This is a genomic window from Natronococcus sp. A-GB7 (assembly GCF_029688865.1).
Classification (GTDB): domain Archaea; phylum Halobacteriota; class Halobacteria; order Halobacteriales; family Natrialbaceae; genus Natronococcus.
This window is the reverse complement of the sequence record NZ_JARUKV010000011.1, coordinates 51,342-78,065: the sequence shown is the minus strand read 5'-3', so window position 1 is coordinate 78,065 and position 26,724 is coordinate 51,342. Positions and strand designations below refer to the sequence as shown.

General features: G+C 65.2%; 22 protein-coding genes and 1 tRNA gene. 14 read left to right on the top strand and 9 right to left on the bottom strand.

Going from position 1 to position 26,724, the window contains the following annotated elements; all coding sequences use genetic code 11:
* Positions 1 to 9: 9 nt before the first annotated feature.
* Positions 10 to 1,665, bottom strand: a complete 1,656-nt coding sequence (locus QA609_RS11730; RefSeq protein WP_278302795.1) for a DUF255 domain-containing protein — start codon at positions 1,663 to 1,665, stop codon at positions 10 to 12.
* A gap of 104 nt (positions 1,666 to 1,769) precedes the next feature.
* On the opposite strand from QA609_RS11730, the gene QA609_RS11725 reads away from it, so the two are divergent.
* The 4 genes from QA609_RS11725 (at position 1,770) to QA609_RS11710 (ending at position 6,489) form a co-directional block, all read left to right on the top strand.
* Positions 1,770 to 2,360, top strand: a complete 591-nt coding sequence (locus tag QA609_RS11725) for an FxsA family protein (RefSeq protein ID WP_278302794.1) — start codon at positions 1,770 to 1,772, stop codon at positions 2,358 to 2,360.
* A 68-nt stretch (positions 2,361 to 2,428) separates the two neighbouring features.
* Positions 2,429 to 2,502: transfer RNA gene (locus QA609_RS11720), tRNA-Ile, on the top strand.
* Between the two features lie 893 nt (positions 2,503 to 3,395).
* Complete coding sequence (locus QA609_RS11715) at positions 3,396 to 5,294, top strand: asparagine synthase-related protein (RefSeq protein WP_278302793.1); 1,899 nt, start codon at positions 3,396 to 3,398, stop codon at positions 5,292 to 5,294.
* Positions 5,287 to 6,489, top strand: a complete 1,203-nt coding sequence (locus tag QA609_RS11710; RefSeq protein ID WP_278302792.1) for a carboxylate--amine ligase — start codon at positions 5,287 to 5,289, stop codon at positions 6,487 to 6,489. Before QA609_RS11715 ends, QA609_RS11710 begins: the two co-directional genes overlap by 8 nt.
* A gap of 33 nt (positions 6,490 to 6,522) precedes the next feature.
* Here QA609_RS11710 and QA609_RS11705 read toward each other — a convergent pair whose 3' ends face one another.
* Positions 6,523 to 7,422, bottom strand: coding sequence for a polysaccharide deacetylase (locus QA609_RS11705; RefSeq protein WP_278302791.1), 900 nt, complete (start codon positions 7,420 to 7,422; stop codon positions 6,523 to 6,525).
* Between the two features lie 115 nt (positions 7,423 to 7,537).
* Here QA609_RS11705 and QA609_RS11700 point away from each other — a divergent pair, with 115 nt between their 5' ends.
* Together QA609_RS11700 and QA609_RS11695 are read left to right on the top strand one after the other, a co-directional pair.
* The gene (locus tag QA609_RS11700) at positions 7,538 to 8,203 is read left to right on the top strand and encodes a peptide-methionine (S)-S-oxide reductase (protein ID WP_278302790.1); all 666 of its coding nucleotides are present in this window, start codon (positions 7,538 to 7,540) and stop codon (positions 8,201 to 8,203) included.
* A 55-nt stretch (positions 8,204 to 8,258) separates the two neighbouring features.
* Positions 8,259 to 8,936, top strand: coding sequence for a DUF502 domain-containing protein (locus tag QA609_RS11695; RefSeq protein ID WP_278302789.1), 678 nt, complete (start codon positions 8,259 to 8,261; stop codon positions 8,934 to 8,936).
* Positions 8,937 to 9,071: 135 nt separating this feature from the next.
* Here QA609_RS11695 and QA609_RS11690 read toward each other — a convergent pair whose 3' ends face one another.
* The gene (locus QA609_RS11690; RefSeq protein WP_278302788.1) at positions 9,072 to 9,413 is read right to left on the bottom strand and encodes a hypothetical protein; all 342 of its coding nucleotides are present in this window, start codon (positions 9,411 to 9,413) and stop codon (positions 9,072 to 9,074) included.
* A 436-nt stretch (positions 9,414 to 9,849) separates the two neighbouring features.
* Between QA609_RS11690 and rdfA the strand changes: the two genes are divergently transcribed.
* Positions 9,850 to 10,458, top strand: a complete 609-nt coding sequence (rdfA, locus tag QA609_RS11685) for a rod-determining factor RdfA (protein WP_278302787.1) — start codon at positions 9,850 to 9,852, stop codon at positions 10,456 to 10,458.
* A gap of 69 nt (positions 10,459 to 10,527) precedes the next feature.
* Positions 10,528 to 12,495: an archaea-specific SMC-related protein gene (locus QA609_RS11680; protein ID WP_278302786.1), complete on the top strand. Its 1,968-nt coding sequence runs from the start codon at positions 10,528 to 10,530 to the stop codon at positions 12,493 to 12,495.
* A gap of 63 nt (positions 12,496 to 12,558) precedes the next feature.
* Here QA609_RS11680 and QA609_RS11675 read toward each other — a convergent pair whose 3' ends face one another.
* Positions 12,559 to 13,722: an acyl-CoA dehydrogenase family protein gene (locus QA609_RS11675; RefSeq protein WP_278302785.1), complete on the bottom strand. Its 1,164-nt coding sequence runs from the start codon at positions 13,720 to 13,722 to the stop codon at positions 12,559 to 12,561.
* A 205-nt stretch (positions 13,723 to 13,927) separates the two neighbouring features.
* On the opposite strand from QA609_RS11675, the gene QA609_RS11670 reads away from it, so the two are divergent.
* The gene (locus tag QA609_RS11670; protein ID WP_278302784.1) at positions 13,928 to 15,067 is read left to right on the top strand and encodes an acyl-CoA dehydrogenase family protein; all 1,140 of its coding nucleotides are present in this window, start codon (positions 13,928 to 13,930) and stop codon (positions 15,065 to 15,067) included.
* Between the two features lie 360 nt (positions 15,068 to 15,427).
* On the opposite strand, the gene QA609_RS11665 is transcribed toward QA609_RS11670, so the two are convergent.
* Complete coding sequence (locus QA609_RS11665; RefSeq protein WP_278302783.1) at positions 15,428 to 17,644, bottom strand: LUD domain-containing protein; 2,217 nt, start codon at positions 17,642 to 17,644, stop codon at positions 15,428 to 15,430.
* A complete protein-coding gene (locus tag QA609_RS11660) occupies positions 17,637 to 18,158 on the bottom strand; it encodes an LUD domain-containing protein (RefSeq protein WP_278302782.1) in 522 nt (173 codons plus the stop codon). Before QA609_RS11660 ends, QA609_RS11665 begins: the two co-directional genes overlap by 8 nt.
* Positions 18,159 to 18,455: 297 nt before the next feature.
* Here QA609_RS11660 and QA609_RS11655 point away from each other — a divergent pair, with 297 nt between their 5' ends.
* Entirely contained in the window at positions 18,456 to 21,533 is a 3,078-nt protein-coding gene (locus QA609_RS11655) for an FAD-binding and (Fe-S)-binding domain-containing protein (protein WP_278302781.1), read from the top strand.
* 68 nt (positions 21,534 to 21,601) lie between these two features.
* On the opposite strand, the gene QA609_RS11650 is transcribed toward QA609_RS11655, so the two are convergent.
* Positions 21,602 to 22,480 carry a hypothetical protein gene (locus tag QA609_RS11650; RefSeq protein ID WP_278302780.1) on the bottom strand — a complete coding sequence of 293 codons (879 nt, stop codon included), beginning with the start codon at positions 22,478 to 22,480 and terminating at the stop codon, positions 21,602 to 21,604.
* A 224-nt stretch (positions 22,481 to 22,704) separates the two neighbouring features.
* On the opposite strand from QA609_RS11650, the gene QA609_RS11645 reads away from it, so the two are divergent.
* A complete protein-coding gene (locus QA609_RS11645; protein WP_278302779.1) occupies positions 22,705 to 23,139 on the top strand; it encodes a universal stress protein in 435 nt (144 codons plus the stop codon).
* A 160-nt stretch (positions 23,140 to 23,299) separates the two neighbouring features.
* The gene (locus QA609_RS11640) at positions 23,300 to 24,382 is read left to right on the top strand and encodes an anthranilate phosphoribosyltransferase (RefSeq protein WP_278302778.1); all 1,083 of its coding nucleotides are present in this window, start codon (positions 23,300 to 23,302) and stop codon (positions 24,380 to 24,382) included.
* A gap of 16 nt (positions 24,383 to 24,398) precedes the next feature.
* On the opposite strand, the gene QA609_RS11635 is transcribed toward QA609_RS11640, so the two are convergent.
* Both QA609_RS11635 and QA609_RS11630 read right to left on the bottom strand, forming a co-directional pair.
* Positions 24,399 to 24,905, bottom strand: coding sequence for a DUF3368 domain-containing protein (locus QA609_RS11635; RefSeq protein ID WP_278302777.1), 507 nt, complete (start codon positions 24,903 to 24,905; stop codon positions 24,399 to 24,401).
* Positions 24,892 to 25,140, bottom strand: coding sequence for a UPF0175 family protein (locus QA609_RS11630; RefSeq protein ID WP_278302776.1), 249 nt, complete (start codon positions 25,138 to 25,140; stop codon positions 24,892 to 24,894). Before QA609_RS11630 ends, QA609_RS11635 begins: the two co-directional genes overlap by 14 nt.
* Positions 25,141 to 25,372: 232 nt before the next feature.
* Here QA609_RS11630 and QA609_RS11625 point away from each other — a divergent pair, with 232 nt between their 5' ends.
* Positions 25,373 to 25,783 carry a DUF5518 domain-containing protein gene (locus QA609_RS11625; protein ID WP_278302775.1) on the top strand — a complete coding sequence of 137 codons (411 nt, stop codon included), beginning with the start codon at positions 25,373 to 25,375 and terminating at the stop codon, positions 25,781 to 25,783.
* A gap of 117 nt (positions 25,784 to 25,900) precedes the next feature.
* Positions 25,901 to 26,662 (top strand): SDR family oxidoreductase, encoded by a 762-nt coding sequence (locus tag QA609_RS11620; RefSeq protein ID WP_278302774.1) that lies wholly within the window; start codon positions 25,901 to 25,903, stop codon positions 26,660 to 26,662.
* Positions 26,663 to 26,724 lie beyond the last annotated feature (62 nt).

Below are 26,724 nucleotides of genomic sequence, written 5' to 3'. Positions count from 1 at the left end.
GGGGGTTCACTACGTGTGCTGGTCGAGAACCTCCTGCACTCTCTCGCTCAACTGCTCCGGAGTTTCGGCGACCGCTGAAACGCGCTCGCCGTGCTCGACGCGTCCGGTTCCGGCCTCGAGGTCGGCGGCGGGCACGACGACCTTCTCGTGGTCCGCGAGCCGTAGCGCCGCGCGGTGGAGATCGGAACCGGGCCCGTCGCCGACTCGGATCACCAGCGGCCCCTCGAGGAGCCGCGAAGCAACTGTCGCGTACCGAGCGATCTGGACGCCGAATCGGTCGCTGGCGCCGGCAAACTCCTCGAGGGTCTTCCTGGCGACCCTCCGGTACCGATCCTCGTCGGTGAGCACCGCGAGTTCGACTAACCCGTCGGCGAGGGCGACGTTCGTGTCCAGCGGTCGCAGCGGTCGATCGCAGAGGCCGACACCGTCGCCCTCGCTATCGAGGAACGAGTCGCCGTCGCGGAGTCGCTCGATCGTCGCGTCCGCCACCGCCTCGGCCTCGGCGACCGCGTCGGCGTCGAGGGTGCTCGCCGCCGTCGTCAGCGCGGCGAGCGTTCGGGCCTGGTTCGAGAGCAGACACGTCGCTTCCCCGCCGGATCCGTCCTCGACGACGGAGTCGAGTCGGTGGCTGGCGATCCCGTCCTCGAGCAGTTCGCTCCGGAGGGTCGAGAGCGCACGCTCGGCGTACCGCCGCGCCCGTTCGTCGTCGGTGTAGGCGTAGTAGGTGAGCAGTCCCTCGATCGCTAACGCGTTCGGCCCGGCGAAGACCCGTTCGTCGACCGGCGGGTCGTCCGCCGCCTCGCGCTCGGTTGGCTCGAGCCCGTGGCTCTCGGGGTCGCCGGGCGCTTGGCTGTTCGCGAACGCCTCGGCGTCGCCGTTCCACAGCGTCGTCGTCAGGAACTCGACGGTGCGTTCGGCGGGCTCGCGGTACTCGCTCTTGCCGGTGATGAGGTAGGCGTTCGCGAACGCGCGCACGAGCGCGCCGTTGGAGTCGAGTAGCTTCTCGTGTTGCAGTCCCGCCCAGTCGCGCTCGGCCGCGAACCGGTAGAACCCTCCCTCGTACTCGTCTAACAGGTTCGCGCCGACGGCGTCGAACGAGCGCAGCGCCATCTCGCGGTCGCGCTTGAGCGCGAACTCGAGGGCGTCTGGCAGGGGGAACTTCGGCTCGGTCCCCCAGCCGCCGGCGACCTCGTCGTAGGATTCGGTGAGCTGGCCGAGCATCGACGCCTCGATATCACTCGAGAGTTCGCCGGCCGGCGGCTCGTCCTCCCGGAGCGGGCGGGGAACGCGGCCGGCACCGCTGCCCTTCGTCTCCCACATCGTCCGAACGCTGTCGAGGACCTGGCGCATTCCGTCCGGCCCGAGGTAGCCGGCACCGGTCAACACGGTGCCGTCGGGAGCCAGAAAGACCGTCGACGGAAACCCGCCCATGTTGTACCGATCGCGCACGCGTGGGTGGGCGTCGACGTCGACTCGAACCGGAACGAACCCGTCGTTGATGTGCGCCGCGATGCGGGGTTCCGCGTAGGTCTCGGCGTCCATCTCGTGACAGTGATCGCACCACGTCGCGGTGAGGGCACACAGGATCGGGACGTCGGCGGCCTCGGCCTCGTCGAAGGCGTCCTGACCCCACTCGCGCCACTCGACGCGCGTCGAATCGTTCATACCGGTCGTCGGGCCGTCGACAGGGTAAGCGCTTCGTTCGGTTTCCTCCCGAGCGCCGGGAGGGAGTGTAAAGGGTTTTCACCCGTCGCCGGCTACGTTGGGGCATGCTCCGGTGGATCCTCGCACTACTGCTGATCCCGTTTCTCGATGCGATACTCCTCGGGTTCGTCGCGACCGCCTACATCGGCTGGGTGCCGATGGTACTGTTGGTCGTTCTGACCGGTCTCGTCGGCATGTTACTCGTCCGGGCCGAGGGGCGACGGACGATCCGAAAGATGCAACGCTCGCTCGCCGAGGGGAAGCCGCCGACGAACGAGCTGCTCGACGGCGGTTTCCTGATCGCCTCCGGCGCGTTCCTGCTCACGCCAGGGCTGGTCACCGACCTGATCGGCTTTCTGCTGGTCGTCCCGCTTACTCGAATTCCGATCCGAACCGCGCTCAAACGTTACGTGATCGTCCCGTACGCCGACAAGAAAACCGGCGGCTTCGCGAGCGGAAACGTCTGGACGTTCGGCTTCCCCGAGGGCAGCGCCGACGGAAGCGAGACTCGTGCCCAGTGGTCCGACGGCGGCGACACCTACGACCTCGGTGAGGACGACTACAGCGTCGACAGCGAGGACTCCTACACCGTCGAGTTCGGCGACGACCGAGCCGACTCGAGCGACAACGACTCCGACGACCCCTACGCCCGGTAGCGATTCTCACGCCTCTTCCAGAAAGAAACACTTAACCATCCCAGCGCACAACTGACTGATGCGGACGCGGGCCAATAGCTCAATTAGGTTGAGCGCCACTCTGATAAGGTGGAGGCTCTCGGTTCAAATCCGAGTTGGCCCATTTCTCACGGCGAGCAAACCCTCGAGCCGTGCGAATATGCTGCTGCGAGGATTCGAATTACGGAAGACACACGCTCACGAGCGACGCGAGTGAGACCGTCTTCAGGTGGTACAAATTCGGGTTGGCCCACCTTTCGCTGTGAATTCGTTCGTGAGTGACGAGCACGTGCTGCCGAGGGTTCGAACAACGGAGCCGCACGCCCGCCGGCCAAGCGTCGTAAGGCGACGCAGGACGTGTTCGCGTCGTCGCACAACCGCTTTGCTCACCGATCGCACTCGAGTGGCCACCACGACCAGTGCTGACCGCCGATTCGCGAGCCGAAGTGAACTGATTTCGATGACGACTGTAACCCAGGCGTGTCCGTCGTCCCGGAGCGAGCGGATTCGTGAGTACCCCTACCGAACCGTCGTGAGACCGGACCCGAGTCTCGGCCGGTATGAGACTCGAGCACGTGGACCGAGCGGGAAGTCGTCGAGTCGCGTTCGATCGATGGCTCGCGTCACTCCGATCTGTGGGCAGGGTCTCGAGGCGAAAACTGTCGGTCGTCGAACCGGCACGGTATAATCTCTGCTTCAACCCGTTTCGTCCTCGTTGCAGCGCCTCGAGCCAACTCACTGTGACACGTTTACTCTCCAGTCAGGACGGTTAACACTCAGTTAAGCGGTTTTCGAGGATCGGTTTGAGACCGCATCGGCCCGCGACCGTAGACGTCGCCGATCTGCGATCGTCCCGGTTCCCACCGAGTGATCCTTACCGACGCTATAATAAACAGCCAGAATAGATTTTTCCTGACTGTGATGTTGCCAGTCTGTAAGCACCGACTGCTACCGCTCGGCCGACCCGGTATCGCCGATCCGGAGCTGAGGTGACATTTCGTGAGGTGTACGAACGGTGTGGTCTGTGCTGATGGGTCGCTGTCCGGTGGTGCGTTCGACGAGTGGCTCCCGTCCGAGCCGTCAATTCAGTACACGACCGACCACGTCGCGATCGCGACCGACCCCAACGAGTGTCACTCGTCGGGTCAGTCGGCGGGCGCCGAGAACGAATCCGTTCACTGTTGGCTGCTCGGTGACGTCTACGGCTACGAAGCCGGCGGCGTGGGTCGATCCGGTGGCTACGAGCCCCGGCCCGCCGACATCGACCCCGCGCAGTACTGTCTCTCTCTGTACGAACGAAAGGGGTTCGAGTTCCTCGAGGGACTCAACGGGAACTACACCCTGTTGCTCTACGACCGAGAGAAGCGCCAGTTCACTCTCTGCACGGACCGATTCGGAACCGTTCCGGTCTACTGGACGCGGACCGACGACGACAGGATCGTCTTCTCGACGAACGTCCAACTGATCCCGTTCCATCCGAACGTCGACACCGCGTACCACCCGGCGTATCTCCACGAGTATCTCGCGTTTCGGCGCACGTTCGGCGTCAAGACACCGCTCGAGGGCGTCGAAAAGCTCGAGCCCGGAGCGATCACGTCGGTCGGACTCGAGAACGCATCGGTTCAGGTCGACCAGCACTGGCGACCCCGGTATCGACCGCGCGACGAGTCCTTCGAGTGGTTCGTCGAGGAGTTCACCGACCGGTTCCGGACCGTCGTCGACGAGTGGACACACGACGACTGCGAGTACGGCGTGTTGCTGTCGGGGGGGAGTGACTCCCGGCTCGTCCTCGCCGCTCTCGACGACGCCACCGGGTTCCACATGAACGACTGGATGAATCGCGAGGCACGCATCGCCGAGCGAGTGGCCCTCGAGGCCGGCGCGGCGTTCAAGCTGCTCGAGCGCGGGGCCGACTACCGCATCGGCGCCCTCGAACGAAACCGCTGGGCCGACTCGTTCAACGGCTGGTTCAGCCAGCCGTACACGAGCGGGTTCGAAGCCGAGATCACCGAACGGGTCGACGGACTGCTGTCGGGACTGTACAGCGACTCGCTGTTCGGCGAGTACGGCGTGCCGTCGCCGAACGTCTCGCTCGGACCGCTGGGCTCGATGACGGTCCCGATCGAACGTCCCGTCGACTCCGTCGACGAGTACATCGATCTGCTGCTCGAGACCGCGTCCGACGACCTCGAGATGCCGACCGATCTTCGCACGATCCTCGAGTCGAACATCTACCGGGATGGCGATCGGATCGTCCACCACGGCGTCACCTACGAGTCCCTCGACGACGTGGTCTACTACGGCGACTGCTATCCGCTTTCGAACGACGACGACATGCGGTTCCACAGCGACCTTCGCCGGATGCTGCCCTACCGCTCCCCGTTTCTCGACAACCGACTGCTCGATCTCTCGCTGTCGATGCCGCCCCGGTACAAGCTCCGTCGGGATCTGATCGGCCAGGCCGTCACCCGACTCGACCCCGATCTCGCGGCGATTCCACACGCCAGCACCGGCGTCTCGCTCTCGCGGTCGTTTCCGGTGGAGTACGCCGGCGAACACTTCCTGGAGTTCTGGCGCAAACACGTGACCAACCGGACGCCGCCGAAACCGTACCTGACCGACGGTCCCTGGCTGGACGACGCCGAACTCCTCCGATCGTTCGACTTCACGGGCGAGGTCCTCGAGCGGCGCGGCCACCTGGCCGACGCGTTCCCCGGTCCGAACGCGGACGCGATTCGGAGACTGTACCACACCCACTGCCACGATGAGGACCGTGTCGGTGAGCTGTACACGCTGTTGACCGTCCTGACCATGCCAGTAACCGCCCACCTCACCGATTCCGAGACGACCGACCCGAACCGAACGAAACCGAACGTCTCGCGGTACCGTCAATCGAGGGTGATCGACGTTGAGTGACGAACGCGACGCGGTCGTCATCCCTGCATCCAGATATCCACACGGGTACACCTCAGTCCGATCGCTGGGTTCGAAGGGCGTGTACACGATCGCCGCGGTCGACGACACGAATCTCAGCGTCACCGCCTCGCGGTACTGCGACGAGTCCGTGCTCGTCCCGCCGCCGAGCGACCTCCCGGCCTACCGGGACGCGCTGCTCGGCCTGGCCGCACGCCCCGACGTTCGGACGATCATCCCGCACCGCCCGCACGACACGTACATCCTCTCGCGGGACTACGAGGCGTTCGACCGCCACGTCGACCTCGTCGTCCCGCCGATGGAGATGCTTCGCAACGTCCACGATCGAAAACGGCTCGCGGAGATCGCGACCGATGCTGGCGTGGCGATTCCCGAGACGCAGCTCCTGACCGAGGTCGAAGACTGGAGCGACAACCGGATCGTCAAGTCCCGCTACAACCTGCTCACCGACACCTACCTCGAGGAGTTCGAACTCGAGGACTCGAAGATCGCCAAATCCGTCGAACACATCGCACCCGGCGAGACGCCCGATACGGACGCCCTGATCGAGAAGATGGGCCACGAGCCGATCGTTCAGGAGTACGTCGAGGGCGCCGGCGAGTACGTCTTCGGCGCCCTGTACGAACACGGCGAGGCGCTTGGCACCTTCCAGCACCGCCAGCTCCGGGGCGACTCCTACACCGGCAGCGGCGGAGTCTACCGCGAGTCGGTCCACATCCCCGAACTCGAGGAAGCGGGCCGGGCGATCCTCGACGAACTCGAGTGGCACGGACTGGCCTGCATCGAGTACATCGAGGACGCCGAGACGGGCGAGTTCTCGATCGTCGAAATCAACCCGCGGATGTGGCAGTCGCTGGCGTGTGCGGTCAAGGCAGGGGCCGACTTCCCGGCCTGGTACTGGCTCGCCGCGACGGGCCGCAGCGAACTGATCGATCCCAGCTACGAGACCGGCGTCAGCACGCACTACCTCTACGGCGAACTCGAGCACCTCGTCAGCGTCGCTCGCGAGGAGTCGCCGTTCGTCGAACGCCCATCGCTCGCGGGCCGGACCGGCGAGATCGCGAAATCGTGCGTCGAGGATCGGTCGTTCGACTACCTCCACCGCGACGATCCGATGCCGATCGTCCGCCAGGTCCGCAACGAGATCGGGGACGCCGTCGGCCGACGACTCGGCTGACGGTCGTCCGCAGGCCGGCTTTGGGTCGGCCGATCAGACGTAGTTGCTCTCGCTTTCGTACACCGACGGATCGTCCCTGAACCGCTCGGCGATCGTCTCGAGGGTGACGAACTGCGCGTTCTCGTGGCTCTTGACGTACTGGATGAACTCCTCGAACAACGGGATCATGTGAGGAAGTCCGTGGAGGTCGGGGTGGATCGTGAAGGTGTAGACGCCGGATCCCCGCCGGTTGTAGAGGTAGTCGAACTGGCGCTTGTAGTACTGCTCGTACATCATCTCGGGGTCCTTGTAGCCGGCGTGGTAGACCGGCTGCTTGATAAACAGCATCGGCGGGATATCGTCGCGGTACCAGCTGATCGGGATCTCGACGACGTCCGTCTCCTCGCCGTACCGGTACGGCTCCATCCACGTCGTCGGATCCTTGTCGTAGTCGATCTTCTCCCAGCTGTCGCCCTCTCGCATCCAGCCCGGCTCGAACTGCCGTTCCATCAAGCTGCTATCGTAGTCGAAGCCGTGCTTCTGGACGAGTTCCGGCGTGTTCTCGCTGAACTCCCACCAGCTGGCGCGGTGGCCGACGGGTTCGGAGCCGGTGACGTCCTCGATGAGCTCGATCGAGACCTCGAGGATCTCGTCTTCCTGCTCCCGCGAGAGGTCCGTCGGATTCTCGTGGGAGTAACCGTGGACGCCCAGTTCGTGGCCGTCGGCCGCGACGGCTTCGATCTCGTCGCGGAAGGTTTCGATCGTGTGTCCCGGGACGTACCAGGAGGTCTCGACGTCCTGTTCGTCGAACAGCGCGAGCATTCGGGGGATCCCCTCGCTTCCGGCGGATAGTCCTCGAGAGAGGTCAGCGGGGGAGTCCTCGCCACCGTACGAGCCGAGCCAGCCGGCGACGCAGTCCGCGTCGACGCCGATCGCTACGTCAACTGTTCCCATAACGTTCGGAGAGCCACCGACGGGGAGCAAGGAACTAGGGGCTGCACGTGCCGACGGCACGGGAGCCGTCCGGCCGACGGCGACAGCCCCATCAGGCTCGGCCCGAAGAGCCGGTATGGAACCGACGGAGTCTACGGCCGACGAGCCGGCACTGCTCGAGGACGGTCCCATCGACCTCCCGAACGGGACCGAGAGGGCGACGTTCGGGATGGGCTGTTTCTGGGGGCCCGACGCCCGCTTCAGCGCGCTCGAGGGGGTCGCCCGAACCCGGGTCGGCTACGCGGGCGGGACCGAGCCCGATCCGACCTACTTCGCGCTGGGCGATCACACCGAGGTCGTCCGGGTCGTCTACGACCCCGAGTTGCTGTCCTACGAGGAGCTTCTCGAGACGTTCTGGGCGAACCACGACTGGCACTCGAGCGCCCCGAAGCGACAGTACCGCAGCGTCGTCCTCGCTCACGACGACGACCAGTACGAAACCGCGAGTCGGGAGCGGGCTGCGATCGCGGACCGAACCGGACGGTCGCCGGCGACCGATATCGAACGGCTCTCGGAGTTTTACTCGGCCGAACCGTCCCACCAGAAGTACGAGCTCCGCTCGAGACCGACCGTCGGGGACGAACTCGAGACGCTGTACGGCGACTCGTTCGTCGACTCGACGATCGTCGCGCGACTGAACGGGTTCGTGGCCGGACACGGCGATCGGAGCCAGCGCGAGACGCTGCTGGCGGGGCTGGATCTGCCGGCACCCCTTCTGGCGGAACTCCGGCGGACGCTTTGATCCCGGTCGATCGCGATCTAAACCTATTCATAGGGCGAGGCGGTTACCCGTGAGTGTGGAACGAACCGACCTGAGCACATGGAAGCGGGACTTCGGGCGCGGACTTATCGTCATCGTTCCGATCACTATCACGGCGTTTCTCGTCTACGTGCTCTACTCGTTCGTCTCGACGTTCGTTCCGACGATGCTGCTCGACGGCGCCGCTCTCGAGGCGGTCCTCCCCGGTGTCGGCGACCGAGGACGCGAGATCGTCGCGGGGCTGTTGCGCGTCGTTGCCGTCCTCTCGATCGTCGCTGCGTTGATGTACCTGCTCGGCCATCTCGCGCGGACGACGGCCGGAGAGCTGTTCGAGGCCTGGCTCGACCGCGCCGCGAACCGCGTGCCGGGATTGCGACTCGTCTACAACGCCTCGAAGACGACGACCGAGGTGACGGTCGGCTCCGAGTCGGTCCAGGGACCGGTCAAACTCGAGATCTGGCGCGGAATCCGGATGACCGCGTTCAAAACCGGCCACCAGACCGAGGACGACCGGGTAATGCTGTTCCTGCCGACGGCGCCGAACATCTCGACGGGGTTCGTCCTCGAGGCCGACCCCGACGATATCACGGAGCTCGACGAGAGCACCGAGTCCGCGCTGACGCGGATCATCAGCGCCGGCTTCGGCGGTGACGACGAAACGGGCCGCGAACGTTCCGGTGAGCAGTCCCGTTCGAACCGTCGTCCGAAGCCGTGACGTTCGGACGGCCGACTGACGCGTGAGCGCGAACTGCTGTCTCGCTGGTCGTCGCTGGTCGACTCCGTTTCGATCGCGAATCACATCGTCGTCGACCAGGCCCGTCGCGAACCGACGACGACGTTCCCGAGAGCGTCAGGGCCGGCCGGTGCTCTCGGGTTTTTCCGGAAGATGCTGGTAGCTACGGAGCGCTCTGTCCTCGACGACGACGAGCAAAACGTCTCGTTCGTCGATCTCGTCGAACTCGTCGACGTCGACGACGAGCTGGTCGACCACCCGGTTGTCCTCCTCGAGCAGGATCACGACGTGTCGTCCGTCCACGATCCGATCGACGACGCCGATGTACTGGTCGATGCCCTCGCTCGAGGCCGATCCCGCTCGCGCACCGACCGCGCCCGATCCGGCGACCGAAGCGATCCCGAGCGCGCCGGCAGTTCGAAGGACGGTTCGTCGTGACAGTTTCGTTCGATCTGTCATACCCCGGTTGGCCTCGGATTGGTATATAAATTCGCGGAGCCGAAAATGATAGTTCGATCGCCACGGCCCCGACAGGTTGTACCGAATATGAATTGCGAATATACTACGAATACTGATAAATAGTCGAAGGCGGATTCGAATCATACGCTCCGACTACAGTACTTAGAAATAACTCGGCTGGTTCTGATAAGAACGCCCAGTGCGACTCTAAATGTCGGAGAAAATCTAATATTTAGTGCTGAGTGAACGAATCATGCTTCGTGTAGGGGATCAGCTCTCGAGCAAACGCTCCATATTTTCTCGATAGCCCAGCCCTATTAGTATTATATTCATATGGTACTTTCTACTGGACGTCTAGTCCGTATTACGGACATACCTGTGTAAACAGCTTGCGCTCTCGGAACGCTTTTTGCTTGGTACGCCGTTCGCCGTACCAATGGCTGACCGTGACGCGACGTGTTGTAAGCTCGGCCGAGTCGCCGATGCGTACTCGCTCTCGGGACTCGACGAGGATCTGGTCTCGTACTGGACCGGTACGGGCGACGAGCAGTACAGCACGCGAGAGCTGGCGACGATCGTCAACCAACGAATCCTCGAGGCGGCGTTCGAGACGGCCGGCGTCTCGTACAAGCAAGGGGAGATCGAGAACACTTATCGGCTGCTCAGCGCCGACGACGTTACGAGCGGGACGCGAGTCCAGACGCGTAACGAACTCGAGCGCGACGGCGTCCCCGTCGACGATGTCGAGTCGGATTTCGTTTCCCACCAGACCGTCTACAACCACCTCACCAAGTGTCTCGAGGCGGAACTCGCGACGCCGAGCGACGAGGAGCGCCTCGAGCGAGCCGAGGAGAAGCTGGGTGCGCTCCAGAACCGGACCGAGGCGGTCACGGGAGATACGATCGCCCAACTGCGACGCAACGACGTCGTCGACATCGGCGAGTTCGACGTGCTCGTCTCCGTGACGGTGACCTGCGAGGAGTGTCAACAGCAGTATACGGTTCGCGAACTCCTCGAGGAACGTACCTGCGCCTGTTCTGGTTGACGAGGGGGAAACCGGCAGTTGGGAGGTGAATGGACAATACCTATTTGTCCGGCCACGTTACCCGGCTGTATGAAGACGAGCCAGAACGTATCGAATCGAGAGACTCCCGACCAGACGACGCTCTCGGTAAGCAACATCGGCGGCATCGAGGAGACGACCGTCCCGTTCCAGCAGGGGATCACCGTGCTCTCCGGCCGAAACGCAACCAATAGAACGTCGCTGCTCCAGGGGATCATGGCCGCGCTTGGCAGCGACCGCGCGAGCCTCAAGGCCGACGCGAAGGAAGGCGAGGCCGTCCTCGAGTTCGGCGACGAGACGTACCGCCAGACCCTCCACCGGCGCAACGGGACCGTCGTCAGGGAGGGCGACCCCTACCTCGACGATCCGGAGCTGGCGGATCTGTTCGCGTTCTTGCTCGAGTCCAACGAAGCGCGCCGAGCCGTCGCTCGGGGCGACGAGCTCCGAGACCTGATCATGCGCCCGGTCGACACCGACGCGATCAAAGCCGAGATCCAGCAACTCGAGCAGCGAAAGCAGCGTATCGACGCCGAACTCGACGAACTCGACGATCTCGAGGATCGACTTCCCGACCTCGAGGCGAAGCGGACGCGGGTGAGCGACGAGATCGAGTCGCTCCGCGAGGAGCTCGAGGAGGCCGAAGCACAGCTCGAGGCGACGAACGTCGACGTCGAGACCCGCCGCGAGGAGCGCTCCGAACTCGAGACGAAGCTGGACGAACTCCGCGGGACTCGATCCGACCTCGAGCGCACCCGGGACCGGATCGATACCGAACGCGAGAGCATCGAGGCCCTCGAGGACGAACGCGAAGAGGTCGAAGCGCAACTCGAGGAGCTCTCGACGGGCGAGGAAGCCGACGTCGGCCGCCTAGAGGCCGAGATCGACTCCCTGCAGTCCCAGAAGGACGGTCTCAACGAGGAGATCTCGCAGCTCCAGCGGACGGTTCAGTTCAACGAACGGCTACTCGAGGAGGCCGGGGAGTTCCTCGGCGACGACGATCACGAACACAACGGTGGCGCCGTTACGGACCAGCTACTGGCCGACAGCGACTCCGAGACAGTCACCTGCTGGACCTGTGGCTCGTCGGTCGCCACCGAACAGATCGAGAGCACGCTCGAGCAGCTTCGTGGGGTCCACCAGGACCGACTCGAGGAGCGTTCGGCGATCGACGACGAACTCGACGAGAAGCGGGCGACGCTGACCGAGATCAACGAGAATCGAACGGAGTACGACCGAGCGGATCGCCGGCTCGACTCGATCGACGACGAGATCGAGCGCCGTCGCGACCGGATCGACGACCTCACCGACGAACGGGAATCGCTCACCGAGGAGATCGACGATCTCGAAAGCGAGATCGACGACCTCGAGAGCGACGGCTCCGAGGACATCCTCGAACAGCACCGCGAGGTCAACCAGCTCGAGTTCGAACTCGAGCGCAAGGAGCGCGAGCGCGACGAGATCGAAGACGAGATCGTCGACGTCGAAGACCGCCTCGGCGAGCGTGAGGGCCTCGAGAGCCGCCGCGAGCAGGCGACCGAGGAGCTGACCGATCTGCGGACTCGTATCGACCGCATCGAGGAGGACGCCGTCGAGGCGTTCAACGAACACATGGAGAACCTCCTCGAGACGCTGGGGTACAGCAACCTCGATCGGATCTGGATCGACCGCACCACGCGAGAGGTCCGCGAGGGCCGCCGGAAGGTCACTCGATCGTCGTTCGACCTCAAGATCGTCCGCAGTACCGAAGAGGGCGCGGCCTACGAGGACGCGATCGAACACCTAAGCGAGAGCGAACGCGAGGTGACGGGACTGGTCTTCGCGCTGGCGGGATACCTCGTCCACGACGTCTACGAGACGGTGCCGTTCATGCTGCTCGACTCCCTCGAGGCGATCGACGCAGAGCGGATCACGGCGCTGGTCGAGTACTTCGAGTCGTACGCACCCTACCTCGTCGTGGCGCTGCTCGACGAGGACGCCGAACAGCTCGCACAGAGCCACGACGTCGTCTCCGAGATCTAGCGGTTCGGCTCGATCGGACGCCACTTCGGCGACGGGCGGATCAGTCGCCGCGAATCGCTACCGCTACGTGAACGCCTGAAAGCCCGTCAGCTCCTCACCGAGGACGAGCGTGTGGATGTCGTGGGTCCCTTCGTAGGTGTAGACCGTCTCCATGTTCGCCATGTGTCTCATCGGCGAGTAGTCGGTCGTGATCCCGTTTCCGCCGAGCATCTCGCGGGCGACCCGCGACTGGTCGCGGGCCGTTCGGACGTTGTTGCGCTTCGCCATCGAAACGTGTTTCGGGTGCATCTCTCCCCGTTCCTTGAGGTCGGCGAGCCGGTAGGCCAGCAGCTGAGCGAGCGTGATCTGGGTCGCCATCTCGGCGAGTTTCTCCTGTTGAAGCTGGAAGCGACCGATCGGTCCGCCGAACTGCTCGCGCTCGGTGGCGTAGGCGCGGGCCTCCTCGAAGCAGTCCCGCGCGGCCCCGACCGCACCCCAGGCGATGCCGTAGCGGGCCTGCGTGAGACACGACAGCGGCCCCTTCATCCCAGAGACGCCGGGCAGAACGTTCTCCTCGGGAACCCGAACGTCGTTGAGTCCGATCTCGCCCGTGATCGATGCTCGCAGGGAGAGTTTCTCCGTAATCTTGTTCGTCGAGACGCCGTCCCGATCGGTCTCGACTAAGAACCCGCGAACGGGGTCGTCCTCGCTCGAGCGGTCCCGCGCCCAGACGACGGCGACGTCGGCGATCGGCGAGTTCGTGATCCAGGTCTTCGAGCCGTTCAGAACGTAGCCGTCCGCGTCGGCTTCCGCGTACGTCGCCATCGCCGAGGGGTTCGAGCCGTGTTCGGGTTCGGTGAGACCGAAACAGCCGATCGCCTCGCCCTGGCCCATCGCCGGGAGCCACTCCTCCTTCTGGGCCTCGCTGCCGTAGGCGTGGATCGGATACATCACGAGTGCGCCCTGAACCGAGGCCATCGAGCGCAGCCCCGAGTCGCCGGCCTCGAGCTCCTGCATCAGTAACCCGTAGGCCGTCTCCGAGACGTTCGGCGAGCCGTACCCCTCGAGGTTCGGCGCGTAGAAGCCGAGCTCTCCCATCTTCGGGATGAGCTCTTCGGGGAAGGTCCCGGCCTCGAAGTGGTCGCCGATGTCGGGTTTGACGTGTTCCTCGACGAACTCCCGGGCCGTGTCCCGGATCATGCGCTCCTCCTGGTCGAGTTCGGCCTCGAGTTGGACGAAATCCAGCATACCGGATAGTACGCCAACGAGCCAATAGGCATTGTGGTACGCATTCTGTCACACGTCGGGCACGGGGCCTGCCCTCTCGGTCCCCGAATGTGCTCGAGCGACGCCTCCGGCCCTCTACCTTACACTATTTCCGCATGTCCCGAATTATCTGTACGATGTTTGGTGCTGGCGAAGGTATTTTGTACGTAGCTTCCGATTCCCGGGTATGGCATTCGCCCTGTCCGACGAGCACCGTGCGATCCGCGAGGCCGTTCGCGAGTTCGGCGAAAACGAGATCGAGCCGGTCGCCGAGGAGTACGACCGGAACTGCACGTACCCCGAGGAGATCCGCAAGGAGGCGGCAACGTACGACTTCGTCGCCCCGGGAATCCCACTCGAGTACGATGGTGCGGGGATGGACAAGCTCTCCTCGACGATCGTCACCGAGGAGCTGTGGCGGGCCGATCCCGGGATCGGCTCCGCAGTCGGGAGCGCCGGCTTCGGGACGAACATGATCCTCGAGTTCGGCGACGAGTGGATGAAAGACGAGTGGCTGCCGAAGATCGCGAACGGAGAGACGGCCTCCTGTTCGATGATCTCCGAACCCGCCCACGGCTCGAACGTCGCGGGGATCGAGACCCGCGCAGAACAAGACGGCGACGGCTACGTTCTTAACGGGAACAAGATGTGGATCACCAACGGTACCGTCGCCGACGTCGGCGTCCTGATGGCCAAGACCAGTCCCGAAGAGGGTCACCGCGGTATCACCGCCTTCCTCGTCGAGATGGACGCCGACGGCATCCGAACCGAGAAGATCGACAACAAGCTCGGCATCCGCGCCTCGGACCTCGCGGAGGTCGTCGTCGACGACGTTCGCGTTTCCGAGGAGAACGTCATCGGCGAGGTCGACGAGGGCTTCTACCAGCTGATGGAGTTCTTTGCCTCCGGGCGCACCAGCGTCGCCGCCCAGGCCGTCGGCGCGGCCCAGGGCGCGCTGGACGCCGCCCTCGAGTACGCCCAGGAACGCGAACAGTTCGATCAGCCGATCGCGGAGTTCCAGGCGATCGAGCACAAGCTCGCCGAGATGGCCACGAACACCGAGGCCGCCCGCTCGCTGACCTACCGCGCCGCAACACAGGTCGAGCAGGGTAACCAGGAGATCGCCGCGCGCTTCTCGAGCATGGCGAAGCTGTTCGCCTCCGAGCACGCGGTCGACGTCGCCGACGAGGCGATCCAGGTCCACGGCGGCTCTGGCTACGTCACCGACTATCCAGCCGAGCGGTACTACCGCGACGCCCGGATCACGAAGATCTACGAGGGAACCAGCGAGATCCAGAAGAATATCATCGCCGACCGACTGCTGTAGTCGCTCCCGGGACGGGGGACGTTCGGTCGACGACCCCGGTCGCTTCGCGCGGCTGGAGATTCGGTTTCTACTGTTCGGATAGAAATACTGACACCGAGCCGAGGAGAAGTCGTACAGTATCAGGAAACGAATAGGCGAGGTGGTCGGAGAACCCCCGTTCGAGAACGGTCTCGGACACGCCGGAACGCTATCGCTCGAGAAGTGAGATTTTGCCGACCGAGAGCGCTTTTCGGCGTGAAAATCGACATCTGGCTTCGGGATTTGATCCCCGAGAAACGGCTCGGCGGGCTACACTCTCACGACGGCGACTGAGCAAACCTATTTCTCCTAATGGATTATACCAAACCTGATTAATCGAGACTAAACGCCGCCTGGATCGATCGCTTCGACCGGATGGCTCGCCTCGCGCTCGAGCAGGTCGTCGAGCTGGTCCTCACAGGAGGTGCCGCTAGCGAGGACCAGTCGGTCCTCGGCGGTCGGGCTCTCGAACTGGTCGCGCAGTCGGTCACCGACGTCCATGCTGAGCTCGTAGTACTCCTGCTTGTAGCCGAAGCTGCCGGCCATCCCGCAACACTCGACGTCGCTCTCGAAGACGTCGGCGCCGAGCTTCTCGAGGACGGCGGTCGTGTACGCCTCCAGTCCCAGCGTTCGCTGCTGGCAGTGGCTATGGTAGGCGATCGACTGCTCCGGCGTGCGAAGGGCGGTGGGGTCGGCGCCGTTCTCGAGACAGCCGTAGACGTACTCGAGGACCTCGTAGCTCCCGTCCCGGAGCCGTTCGAACGAGCGCTCGGGCAGCAGCTTCTCGTACTCCCGGTGGAACATCGCCAGATCCGAGGGCTCGATGACGACGACGTCCCGGCCCGCGTCGAGATGCTCGGCAAGTCCCGCGTACACCGCGCTGGCCTGCTCGTCGGCGGTCGCGATCATCCCCTGGGAGAGCGGTGCTCGTCCGCTCTCGCCGACGTCCGGAACGCGGACGTGAACGTCCAGCGCCTCGAGGACCCTGACCGCTGCCTTCCCGCGGTCGACGTCGACGTAGTTCGTGTACGTGTCCGGGTAGAGGACGACCTCGCGGTCGGCCTCGCTCGCCGCGACTCGGGGCCCCCGCTCGCCGTACCACTCGCGGAGCGTCTCGCGCTCGAACGCCGGCAACGGTCGTCGACTGTCGACGCCGACGGCTCGCTCGAGCAGCGACCGAACCGGCCCGAACTCGGCCATCCGGTTCGACAGCGGCGCGGTCGCGCTGCCGAGCTTCGCGAGCGTCTCGTAGTTGCCGAACAGGCGTTTCTGGAGGTCGAGCCCGCTCGGCTCCTCGTCGGGGACGAGCTCGTCGTAGAGGAACTCGAACCGGTCCGGATCGCCACCGCGGTTGAGCCGATCGCGGACGACGGTGTTGATCCAGGGGATGTCGATCTCGACGGGACAGGCGTTGACGCAGCGCGAACAGCCCGTACAGAGGTCGTTGAACTCGGCGACGCTGTCGGCGCCGTGGACGCCGGCCTCCCAGCCCGTCGCGATCCCGCCCGAGTAGGTCTCCCCGCCGAAGGCATGGCCGCCGACCGACTGGAAGTTCGCACAGGAGTTCGCACACGCCGAACACCGGATGCAGTACAGCGTCTCCCGGAGCTGGTCGTCCTCGCGCATCGCCGTGCGGCCGTTGTCGATCAACACGAGGTGAAAGTCGCGGTCGTCCTCGCGGTCGGCGAAGCCGACGTCCGGCTCGTCGACGTCGACGGTCGGCGACTCGACCGGCGGCGTCAGCAGGGAGATGTAGGAGGTGATGTCCTGGCCGGTGCCCGACCGCCCGATCAGCTCGATGAACGGCGAGAGGTCCTCGACCGAGGGGACGATCTTCTCGATGCCCGCGACGGCGACGTGGGTGTCGGGTACGACGGCCGTCTTGCGGGCGTTGCCCTCGCTGGTGACGAGCATGATCGTCCCCGAGTCGGCCGTGATGAAGTTCGCGCCCGTCATGCCGACGTCGGCTCCACGGATCTGTTCGCCGAGTCGCTCCCGGGCGAACATCGTCAGCTCCTCTGCGGTTTCGAGCGGTTCCTCGAGGTCGAATCGCTCGTTGAACAGCCGGGCGATCTCGGCACGGGAGCGGTGGATCGCCGGCGCGACGATGTGGGAGGGAGTCTCGTCGGCGACCTGCAACACCCACTCGCCGAGGTCGGTTTCGACGACGTCGACGCCGTCGCCCTCGAGCGCGTCGTTGACCTCGAGCTCCTCGCTGGTCATCGATTTCGACTTGACGACGCGCTCGGCCTCCTTCTCGGCAGCGACCTCCTGGATGTAGCGGTTCGCGTCCGCGGCGTCGTCAGCGAGATAGACCGTTCCGCCGTTTTCCTCGACGGTCTCGGTCACCTGCTCGAGCAGCTCCGGCAGCCGTTCGATCGCGTCTTCTTTGATCGTGCGAGCCTCCGACTTCAGCTCCTCGTAGGCCTCGAGCTCGGCGACGGCGTCGTACCGCCCCCGGTTGAAGCCGGCGGTGTTGGCCTCGACGGCGTCGCCCTCGGTCTCGAGGAGGTGACGGATCCGGGCCGCCTTCGCCCGCCGGTCGTCGGACTTACTCATCGGTCCCCTCCTCGAGCAGGACGACGTGGACCGCCTTCGGGCCATGGGCGCCCTTCACGAGCGACCCCATGTCGGCGGTCGCGCTCGGCCCTGTCGCGAGGATCGCGCTCCCTCCGTCGCGAAGCGTCGGGCCGAGGCGGTCGATCGCCGTCGGCATGTCGGGGACCAGATCCGCCTCCCGGAGGACGGCGACGTGGAGATCCGGAAAGAGGCTCACCTGTTCGGCGCCGTCCTCGGTCGACGGCAGGACGACGCTGCCGTAGTCGGCGATCCCGAACGAGGCGGCGGTGACACCCGTCGTCGCCGCCTCGAGCGTCCGCGGTGAGGGATCCTCGTCGACCCACGTCGGCAGCGAAACGCCGTCGAACGGGAGGGGCGTTCCCACGACGGGGTCGTCGACGACGTCCTCGAGCGTCGCCTCGAACGAGGCGGGCTCGGTCCGGCTCACTCCGACCTCGAGATCGGCGAGCGAGTCCTGGAACCGCCGTCGAAGCGACCCTGATTCGGTACTCATACCTCGACCCTGCGACCCGATCCACATTACTGTTGTGCAACCCGTTCCCTCGAGTGGCTGTCTCACCCACCACCGGCGACCTCCTGGCGCCGTCGGGGATCGCAGTCGAGTCGACCGCGAGACGCGGACGAAACACCGTCCTCTAGCCCAGCAACTATATGCGGAGTCCACTCATGGTCGGACGATGGCCGTTCGATCTCCCCTCGAGCGCGGCGGTGACCGTTCCCCTGCGGTTCCCGGCAGCGGTTCGAGTATCGCGACAGCAACTTCCATCGCGGACGCCCACCGATCGCTCCCATGACTACGACACCCCCTTCCCGATTCGACCCTGCTGGCGACCGACGGGCGGACTACGACTACCGGAGCGACGACGTCGACCGACCGGCGCTCATCGAGGATATCGGCCGCCTGATCGACGGCGACGTCCGCGCGGACTCGTACTCGCGGGAGCTGTACGCGACCGACGCGAGCATCTACGAGGTGACGCCCGTCGCCGTCGTCTTCCCGCGCTCGACCGACGACGTCGCCGCCGTCGTCGACTACTGCGCCGAGCGGGGGATCCCGGTGCTCCCCCGAGGCGGCGGGACGAGCCTCGCCGGACAGACGGTCAACGAGGCCGTCGTCCTGGATTTCACGCTGTACATGGACGGCGTCGTCGACGTCGACCCCGACGCCCGCCGGGCGACCGCCCAGCCCGGGATCTACCTCGAGACGCTCAACGAGGACCTCGAGCCCCACGGGCTGAAGTTCGCGCCCGACCCCGCCTGGGGCGACAAGAGCGCCCTCGGCGGGGCGATCGGGAACAACTCGACGGGCGCCCACTCCCTGCAGTACGGGAAAACAGACGCCTATGTCGAGGAGGTGGAGGTCGTCCTCGCGGACGGCACCCGCACGCGGTTCGGCGAGGTCGCCGTAGAGGAGCTGCCCGAGCTCGCCGACGGTAACGACCTCGAGTCGGCGATCTACGCCGAGGTCGCCCGGATCCTCGAGGAGCGGGGGGACCTGATCGAAGAAACGTACCCCGACCTCAAACGAAACGTCTCGGGGTACAATCTGGACTGGCTCGTCGAGGACGCTCGAGGTGCGACCCGGGGCGTCGGCGAGCCCGATGCCGAGGGCGGGACGGTCAACCTCGCGAAGCTGCTCTGCGGGAGCGAAGGGTCCCTCGCGATCGTCACCGAGGCGACCGTCTCGCTCGAGCCGATCCCCGCCGAGAAGAGTATGGCGCTGCTCGCCTACGACACCGTCCTCGACGCGATGGACGACGTGGCGGCGATCGTCGATCACGACGCGGCCGCGGTCGAGGTCATCGACGACGTGCTGATCGACCTCGCGCGGGGGACCGCCGAGTTCGCTCCCGTCACCGAGATGCTGCCCGAGGGGACCGGCGCCGTCCTCATCGTCGAGTTCTACGCCGAGAACGACGCCGACGGGAAGCGACGGGTCGCGAACCTGCTCGCAGACCGCTGTCCGTCGGTCGATCCCGTCGGCGAGGTCGACCCTCCCGAGAAGCGGGTCGTCGCCGACGAGGACGTCCACGCGTTCGACGCGATCGAGGCCCACGACGCCGAGAGCCGGAGCCAGATCTGGAAGCTGCGCAAGTCCGGGCTCCCAATTTTGCTCTCGCGGACGACCGACGAGAAACACATCGCCTTCCTCGAGGACACCGCAATCCCGCCGGAGAACCTCCCGGCGTTCGTCGCGGACTTCCAGGAGGTCCTCGAGGATCACGACACCTACGCCAGCTTCTACGCCCACGCCGGGCCCGGCGTCCTCCACATCCGCCCGCTGATCGACACGAAGACCGAGGCGGGCCTCGAGGAGATGTCGTCGATCGCCGACGCCGTCACGGATCTCGTCGTCGAGTACGACGGCTCGGTGTCGGGCGAGCACGGCGACGGGCGCGCGCGCACCCAGTGGAACCGCAAGCTGTACGGCGAGGAGCTGTGGGAGACCTTCCAGGAGCTGAAGACGGCGTTCGACCCCGACTGGCTCCTGAACCCTGGTCAGGTCGTTTTCCGCGACGACGACCCCACCGACATGACCGAGAACCACCGGTTCGGTCCCGACTACGAGTTCGAACCCGACTTCGAGCCCACCCTCGAGTGGGACAACGACAACGGGTTCCAGGGGATGGTCGAACTCTGTCACGGCTGTGGCGGCTGTCGGGGCGAGCAGTCCACGACCGGGGGCGTGATGTGTCCGACGTTCCGGGCGAGCGAGGAGGAGATCACGAGCACCCGCGGCCGGGCGAACGCGCTTCGCCAGGCGATGAGCGGCGATCTCGAGCCCGGGGAAGCGTTCTCCGACGAGTTCGTCGAGGAGGTAATGGACCTCTGTATCGGCTGCAAGGGGTGTGCGATCGACTGTCCCAGCGAGGTCGACATGGCGAAGCTCAAAGCCGAGGTCACCCACGAGTACCACGAACGCAACGGCTCGTCGCTTCGGGATCGGCTCTTCGCAAACGTCGCCACCCTCTCACGGTGGGGGTCGAAGTTCCCGCTACTCTCGAGCGTTGTCCCGAAGCTTCCCGGCGCCCGCAAACTCCTCGAGGCGACGATCGGGATCGACTCGAGCCGACCGTTGCCGTCGTTCCGCCCGATGACGTTTCGGGACTGGTTCGAGGAGCGAGGTGGCTCGCGCGTTCCCGAGCGCGGCGCCGACCGGAAGGCGATCGTCTACCCCGACACCTACACCAACTACAGCCACCCCGAGGCGGGGAAGGCTGCGGTGCGCGTTCTCGAGGCCGCGGGCGTCCCCGTCAGGGTGCCCGACGATCTGGACGACACGGGCCGACCCGCGTTCTCGAAGGGCCTCCTCGAGCAGGCCGGCGAGACCGCCCGCGAGAACGTTCGAGCGCTCGCCCCGCTGGTCGAGGAGGGGTGGGACGTGGTCGTGATCGAACCCTCCGACGCGGTGATGCTCCAGTCGGACTATCTCGACCTGCTCTCCGACGAGGGCGCCCGAACCCTGGCGGACTCGAGCTACGGGATCTGCGAGTACATCGATGCGTTCCGGCTCGACGAGCGGCTCGCGTTCGACGCGCCCGGGGAATCGCTGACCTACCACGGCCACTGCCACCAGAAGGCGACGGCGAAGGACCACCACGCCGTCGGCGTGCTCCGGCGGGCGGGGTACGCCGTCGATCCCCTCGACTCGGGCTGTTGCGGGATGGCCGGCAGCTTCGGGTACGAGGCCGAACACGGCTCGATGAGCGACGCAATCGCTTCGATCCTCTACGACCAGGTCGACTCGAGTTCCGGGGAGCGAGTGGTCGCACCCGGCGCTTCCTGTCGCACCCAGCTGCAGAACCGCGACGGAGACACGGAGGAGCCGCCGACGCCGATCGAACTCGTCGACGCCGCGCTTCGGTAGCTCCCGCTCGAGCCGTCCTCGCTAAAAAAATCACCGACCGGTAGCGAATCGCGCTACCCGACCGTGGGTTAGCAGTCGTCTTCCTCGCGCTCTGATTCGCCCGTCTCTTTCTCGGAGTCGTCTTCTTTCTTTTCGGATCGCTCCGTCTCTTCCTCGTCGGGGCAGTCGTCGTCCTCGGGCTCAGGTTCCTTCTTTTCTTCCTCCGGACAGTCGTCGTCTTCGGGTTCCGGCTCTTTCTTCTCCTGTTCTTCTTCGGGACAGTCGTCTTCCTCCCGTCCAGCTGCCTCTTCGTCCTCGGGCTCCGACTCGTCCGGTTTTTCCTCAGTTTCCTCCCTCTCGTCTTCGTGTTCTTCGCCTTCGGACTCCGGCTCGTCGGGTTCCTCTTCGGGCTCTTCCTCCTCGTCTTCGGGCTCTTCCTCGCCCTCGGGCTCTTCCTCGCCCTCGGGCTCCTCAGTCCCCGGCTCCTCGTCTTCGGGCGCTTCGTCCTCCGGGTCGTCGACGGGATCGCCGGGCTCGGTTTCACCCGTCGACGTGTCGTAAACCGAGACCGCGTTGGACCGACTCGGCGTGTACAGGGCGATCACGTTCGTGCCCTCGTTGTCGATCCGTCCCCCCTCGTAGTCGTAGGTGACGTCGGCGTCGGTATCGTAGTACCCCGACGTGATCCGGAGCTCTCCCCCTGCCTCGATCTCGGTTCCGTTCGGCAGCGAGTCGGACTGGTCGTAGTCCGGATTGTTGTACAGCCAGTCGACGATGTAGCCCGAGAGGTCGACCGTCGACTCCCCCTCGTTTCGCAGCACGATGAGGTCCTGATCCGGTGTCACCGACTCGATGACGACCGGTACGTCGTGTCCGTCGGCGGCCGCCTGGGAGCCGATCCCTACGAGTCCGGCGACCGCAGCGCCCGTCCCGGCCAGTACTGCTCGGCGCGATCTGTTTCGTGTCATACGTCGCGAGATACGTTACCAAGACAGTGTAAAATAATCTATGGATACAACCAATCGATATATTCTGTGAACCATATACGTTTAATCCGAATATTACTCGTCAGAAACACCAAAAGAGCTCCTCATCGACGGACGAAGTGTGATTCGGCACGACGGCTCGAGCGAGCCGGACCGACCAGCGCTCGAGGAGTCGGTTTATGACGTTGCCTGTCGTAGGAACCGCCATGGTCTCCACCGTACTCGTCCCGATCGACGATTCGGAGCGCTCGAGCGAGGCCCTCGAGTACGCTTTCGAAGTTCACCCCGACGCGACAGTCACGGCGTTGCACGTCGTCGATCCGCGGAAGTTCTACGCGGCGACCGGGATCGAGGGTAGCATCGCGACCGACTACGAGCGGATCCGGGAGAACTACGAGCAGCAGGCCCAGCAGTTGCTCGAGGAAGCCAGGGAGACGGCCGCCGAGCGCGGCGTCGAGCTCGAGACGGAGTGGGTCACCGGTGCGGTCGCCCGATCGATCGTCAACTACGCGACCGACCACGACGTCGACGGGATCGTCATGGGAAGCCACGGCCGCTCGGGCGCGAGTCGCATCTTGCTGGGCAGCGTCGCCGAGGCCGTCACTCGCCGTTCGCCGGTGCCCGTTACGATCGTCCGCTGAGACGGTTTTCGGAGCGGGTCCTCGGTACGACCACCGACCGTAGCGACGCCTCGAGAGCGAGGTCCGTTTCGGGTCCAACCGCGTCGCCCGGCGTCGGAGACGGGCCCGGAAAAGCGCCGGAAACGGGAGTCTTTTGCGCCCGCTTCGCCAACGACGGCCTATGACTCAGTCATCCGGCACGTTCGGCGAGTGGCCGCTCAAGCGGTTGCTGACGGAGGTCGTCGGCTCCGGTCCCAAATCGGCTGACGACATGACCCGCGAGCAGGCCCACGAGGCGTTCCGGCGAATTCTGGCCGGCGAGCCCAGAGAGACGACACTTGGCGCGTTCTGGCTGGCGAACCGCTGGAAGCGAAACACCCCCGAGGAGCTGGCGGCGTACACCGACGTCATGCGCGAGGAATCGGTCGTCACCGCCGCGCCCGACGCCGACCCGGTCGACTGCGGCGCGAACTACGACGGCAAGCACACCTCCGCGCTGCTCGGTGTCGGCGCCGGCGTCGTCGCCGCCGCCGCGGGAACGCCCGTCGTCGTCCACTCCGGCGACGGCGTCCCGACCCAGAAGGAGACCGCCTACAAACACGTACTGGACGAGCTCGACGTTCGAACCGAACTCGAGCCGGCCGAGAGCGCCGACATGGTCGACGAGACCGGCTTCGGTTTCTACTACCAGCCCGCGTTCAATTCGGGAATCGACGACCTCTTCGAGCGACGCGACGAGATGGGCGTTCGGACGTTCGTCAACACCATCGAGACGGTCGCCAACCCCGCCGAGGCCGACGTCCACCTCGGCTCCTTCTACCACCTCGCGTTCGCCAAGAAGCTGACCGACCTCATCAAGGGGAGCGAGGAACTCGACTACTCGCGGGCGATCTTCTTCCAGGGGATGGAGGGGTACGACGACATTCGACCGGGGTACACGAAGGTCGCCGAGTGGGATGCCGACGGCGGCGACGGGGCGGAATCCTTCGAGGACTACGAGATCGAGACCGCCGAGTACGGCATGGAGATGGAGAACGAGGATCTCGCAGTTGACGACGTCGCCGCCGACTCGGCGACGATCACCGAGGCGGTGCTCGCTGGCGAGCGCGAGGACCAGTTCGCGGACGCTATCGCGCTCAACGGCGCGTTCCGGATGTACGCCCGCCAGGACGTCGATTCGCTCGAGGACGGGCTCGAGCGGGCCCGCGACGTGATCGCCGACGGCAGCGCGCAGGGGGTCCTCGAGGAACTGCGCGAGTTCTGAAACGCAGATTCACGGATCACGTTCCGTCTCGACCGTCGTCGACGGCATCGATCGCCTGCTGATACAACTCGTCGTCGATCCAGAATCCGGCGTCGCGAAGCGCATTGAGGGCCGGCTCAATCGCGAGTTCGCCGCGTTCGGCGGCTTTCAACAGAACACCGATAACGCCGGTTACCGGGAGATCGTGACGACGTGCGACCTGTCGCCCGTCCCGCTCGTCGATCAACACCAGTTCGGCTCCGTGTTCGATCGCCAGCGCGATCGCGGCGGCCTCGCCTTCGTCAAGTTCAGTTTGAAACTCTCGAACGAGATCGGTTCGCTGTGGCCGGGTTACGGTTACGAACTCGCTTTCGAGAAGCGACTCGAGGCGATCGACCTCGCCCTCACCGGCGAGCAGTTCCGAGCGAACCGCCTCGGGAACAGTGATCGACGAGAACTGCGAACGGAGCAACTCGAGTCGATCGATCAGCGCGAGGTTGAGCAGGGGTGACGTGTCGGCGACGACGCCCTCATCGGTCGGCATAGTCGATATCTTCGGCCAATTCCTCGTCGGTGTAGTGGCGTTCGATACCGCGTTTCCCGAGCAACTCGCCGAACTCCCGTTTCGACAGCTCCGCGAGTTCCCGTGCCTTTCCGAACGAAAGCGCCCCCCGATCGTACAGCGAACACGCGAGTTCCTCGCGCATGACCCCCTCTCGCTCGTCTTCCGGAAGCCGAAGCGCGTCGTAGACTTCCTCCGGAATTTCGATTGCGGTCATAGCCGACGATAGGATGGAGTATCGGATAAGCGTTCGTTCCGAACTGTCCACGTTCTCGAGGCGCTACGCGAGTTCTGAGCCGAGGGGCTCCCCCTCGGACTCGCGCGAAGAGCCGTCACGGTCGGTCCCGCCGGCGGTCGAAACGTGACGTTCGAGTCCTCGCCGGTGATCGTCTCGTCCACTACGGCGACCTGACAGCCAGATATATCAACTATCGTGTACTGGCTGACGTATGGCTCCGAACGATCCGCCGCCGTCGCTCGAGAACTCGACGCCGCCCCCGGTCGACGAACAGGATCCCGGACGTGGCACGAGTACCGCGCTCAACGCCGTCCTCGGCGGCGTCGTCGGGATCGTCCTCTCGTTCGTTCCGCTGTCGCCGGTGCTCGGGGGCGCCGTCGCGGGCTACCTCGAGGGTGGCGACACCGACGACGGACTGAGGGTCGGCGCGCTCGCCGGACTGGTCGCGCTGCTCCCGCTGAGCGTCGTCGGGTTCTTCCTGCTGTTTCTCCTCGGGTTCGGCGCAAACTCGGCGGTACTGGGCCTGCTGGGACTGGTCGCGCTTCTCTTCATGACGGTGTACACCGTCGGTCTGAGCGCCCTCGGCGGCGTTATCGGCGTCTACGCCGAGAGCGAGTTCTGACGATCGGCTCGAGATCGATTACCAGCGTTTTGCATCTAGGCCGATACTCCGAACGAAGTTCGAGAATAAGTCGAAACCACGAACGAATTTATATAGTAGCCGTCCGACCATCGTGGTATGCGACTCGAGAACGAGACGGCGCTCATCACGGGCGCGGCGTCGGGGATCGGACGCGCGACGGCCGAACGCTTCGCCGACGAGGGCGCACGCGTCATCGTCACCGACATCGACAGCGACGGCGGGGAAGCGGTCGCGGACGAACTCGCCAGTGAGGGCGCCGACGCGGAGTTTCACGATCTGGACGTCACCGATAGCGAGGCGTTCCACGCGGTCGTCGACGCCGTCGCCGAGGAGTACGGCCTCGATATCGTCGTCAACAACGCCGGGACGGGCCACCCCTCCTCGCGGCTCGAGGAGACCGACGACTCGATCCGGGACTTCGTCATCGACGTCAACGTCAAGGGCGTCTGGAACGGCTGTCACGCCGCCCTGCCGCACATGAAAGAGCAGGGGGACGGATCGATCGTCAACGTCGGCTCGCTGGCGAGCATTCTCGGGCTACCCAAGCAGGCGGCCTACTCGCTGAGCAAGGGCGCCGTCCTCAACCTCACGCGTGCGATCGCCGCCGAGGCGGGCCCCTACGGTGTGCGGGCCAACACTGTCTGTCCGGGCTTTACCGATACGACACTGCTCGAGCAGTATCTGGCGATGGAGGACGATCCCGAGGCGGCCCGAGAGGCGATGGCCGAGGAGTACCCGCTCAAGCGCCTCGGCGAACCCGAGGAGGTCGCCGACGCCATCCTGTTTCTCGCGAGTGACGAGGCCTCGTTCGTCAGCGGCCACGGGCTGGTCGTCGACGGCGGCTTTTCGACCTGCTGAGATCCGCTGGGCGGCGAACCGAAATCGATTTTTCGTCGGCTCACGTCGTCAGCGACGTCGTT

Coding starts and splice junctions, on each gene's coding strand:
- QA609_RS11730 (WP_278302795.1), bottom strand. CDS start 1,665: ATGAACGATTCGACGCGCGTCGAGTGGCGCGAGTGGGGTCAGGACGCC.
- QA609_RS11725 (WP_278302794.1), top strand. CDS start 1,770: ATGCTCCGGTGGATCCTCGCACTACTGCTGATCCCGTTTCTCGATGCG.
- QA609_RS11705 (WP_278302791.1), bottom strand. CDS start 7,422: ATGGGAACAGTTGACGTAGCGATCGGCGTCGACGCGGACTGCGTCGCC.
- QA609_RS11700 (WP_278302790.1), top strand. CDS start 7,538: ATGGAACCGACGGAGTCTACGGCCGACGAGCCGGCACTGCTCGAGGAC.
- QA609_RS11690 (WP_278302788.1), bottom strand. CDS start 9,413: ATGACAGATCGAACGAAACTGTCACGACGAACCGTCCTTCGAACTGCC.
- rdfA (WP_278302787.1), top strand. CDS start 9,850: ATGGCTGACCGTGACGCGACGTGTTGTAAGCTCGGCCGAGTCGCCGAT.
- QA609_RS11680 (WP_278302786.1), top strand. CDS start 10,528: ATGAAGACGAGCCAGAACGTATCGAATCGAGAGACTCCCGACCAGACG.
- QA609_RS11675 (WP_278302785.1), bottom strand. CDS start 13,722: ATGCTGGATTTCGTCCAACTCGAGGCCGAACTCGACCAGGAGGAGCGC.
- QA609_RS11670 (WP_278302784.1), top strand. CDS start 13,928: ATGGCATTCGCCCTGTCCGACGAGCACCGTGCGATCCGCGAGGCCGTT.
- QA609_RS11665 (WP_278302783.1), bottom strand. CDS start 17,644: ATGAGTAAGTCCGACGACCGGCGGGCGAAGGCGGCCCGGATCCGTCAC.
- QA609_RS11660 (WP_278302782.1), bottom strand. CDS start 18,158: ATGAGTACCGAATCAGGGTCGCTTCGACGGCGGTTCCAGGACTCGCTC.
- QA609_RS11655 (WP_278302781.1), top strand. CDS start 18,456: ATGACTACGACACCCCCTTCCCGATTCGACCCTGCTGGCGACCGACGG.
- QA609_RS11650 (WP_278302780.1), bottom strand. CDS start 22,480: ATGACACGAAACAGATCGCGCCGAGCAGTACTGGCCGGGACGGGCGCT.
- QA609_RS11645 (WP_278302779.1), top strand. CDS start 22,705: ATGGTCTCCACCGTACTCGTCCCGATCGACGATTCGGAGCGCTCGAGC.
- QA609_RS11640 (WP_278302778.1), top strand. CDS start 23,300: ATGACTCAGTCATCCGGCACGTTCGGCGAGTGGCCGCTCAAGCGGTTG.
- QA609_RS11635 (WP_278302777.1), bottom strand. CDS start 24,905: ATGCCGACCGATGAGGGCGTCGTCGCCGACACGTCACCCCTGCTCAAC.
- QA609_RS11630 (WP_278302776.1), bottom strand. CDS start 25,140: ATGACCGCAATCGAAATTCCGGAGGAAGTCTACGACGCGCTTCGGCTT.
- QA609_RS11625 (WP_278302775.1), top strand. CDS start 25,373: ATGGCTCCGAACGATCCGCCGCCGTCGCTCGAGAACTCGACGCCGCCC.
- QA609_RS11620 (WP_278302774.1), top strand. CDS start 25,901: ATGCGACTCGAGAACGAGACGGCGCTCATCACGGGCGCGGCGTCGGGG.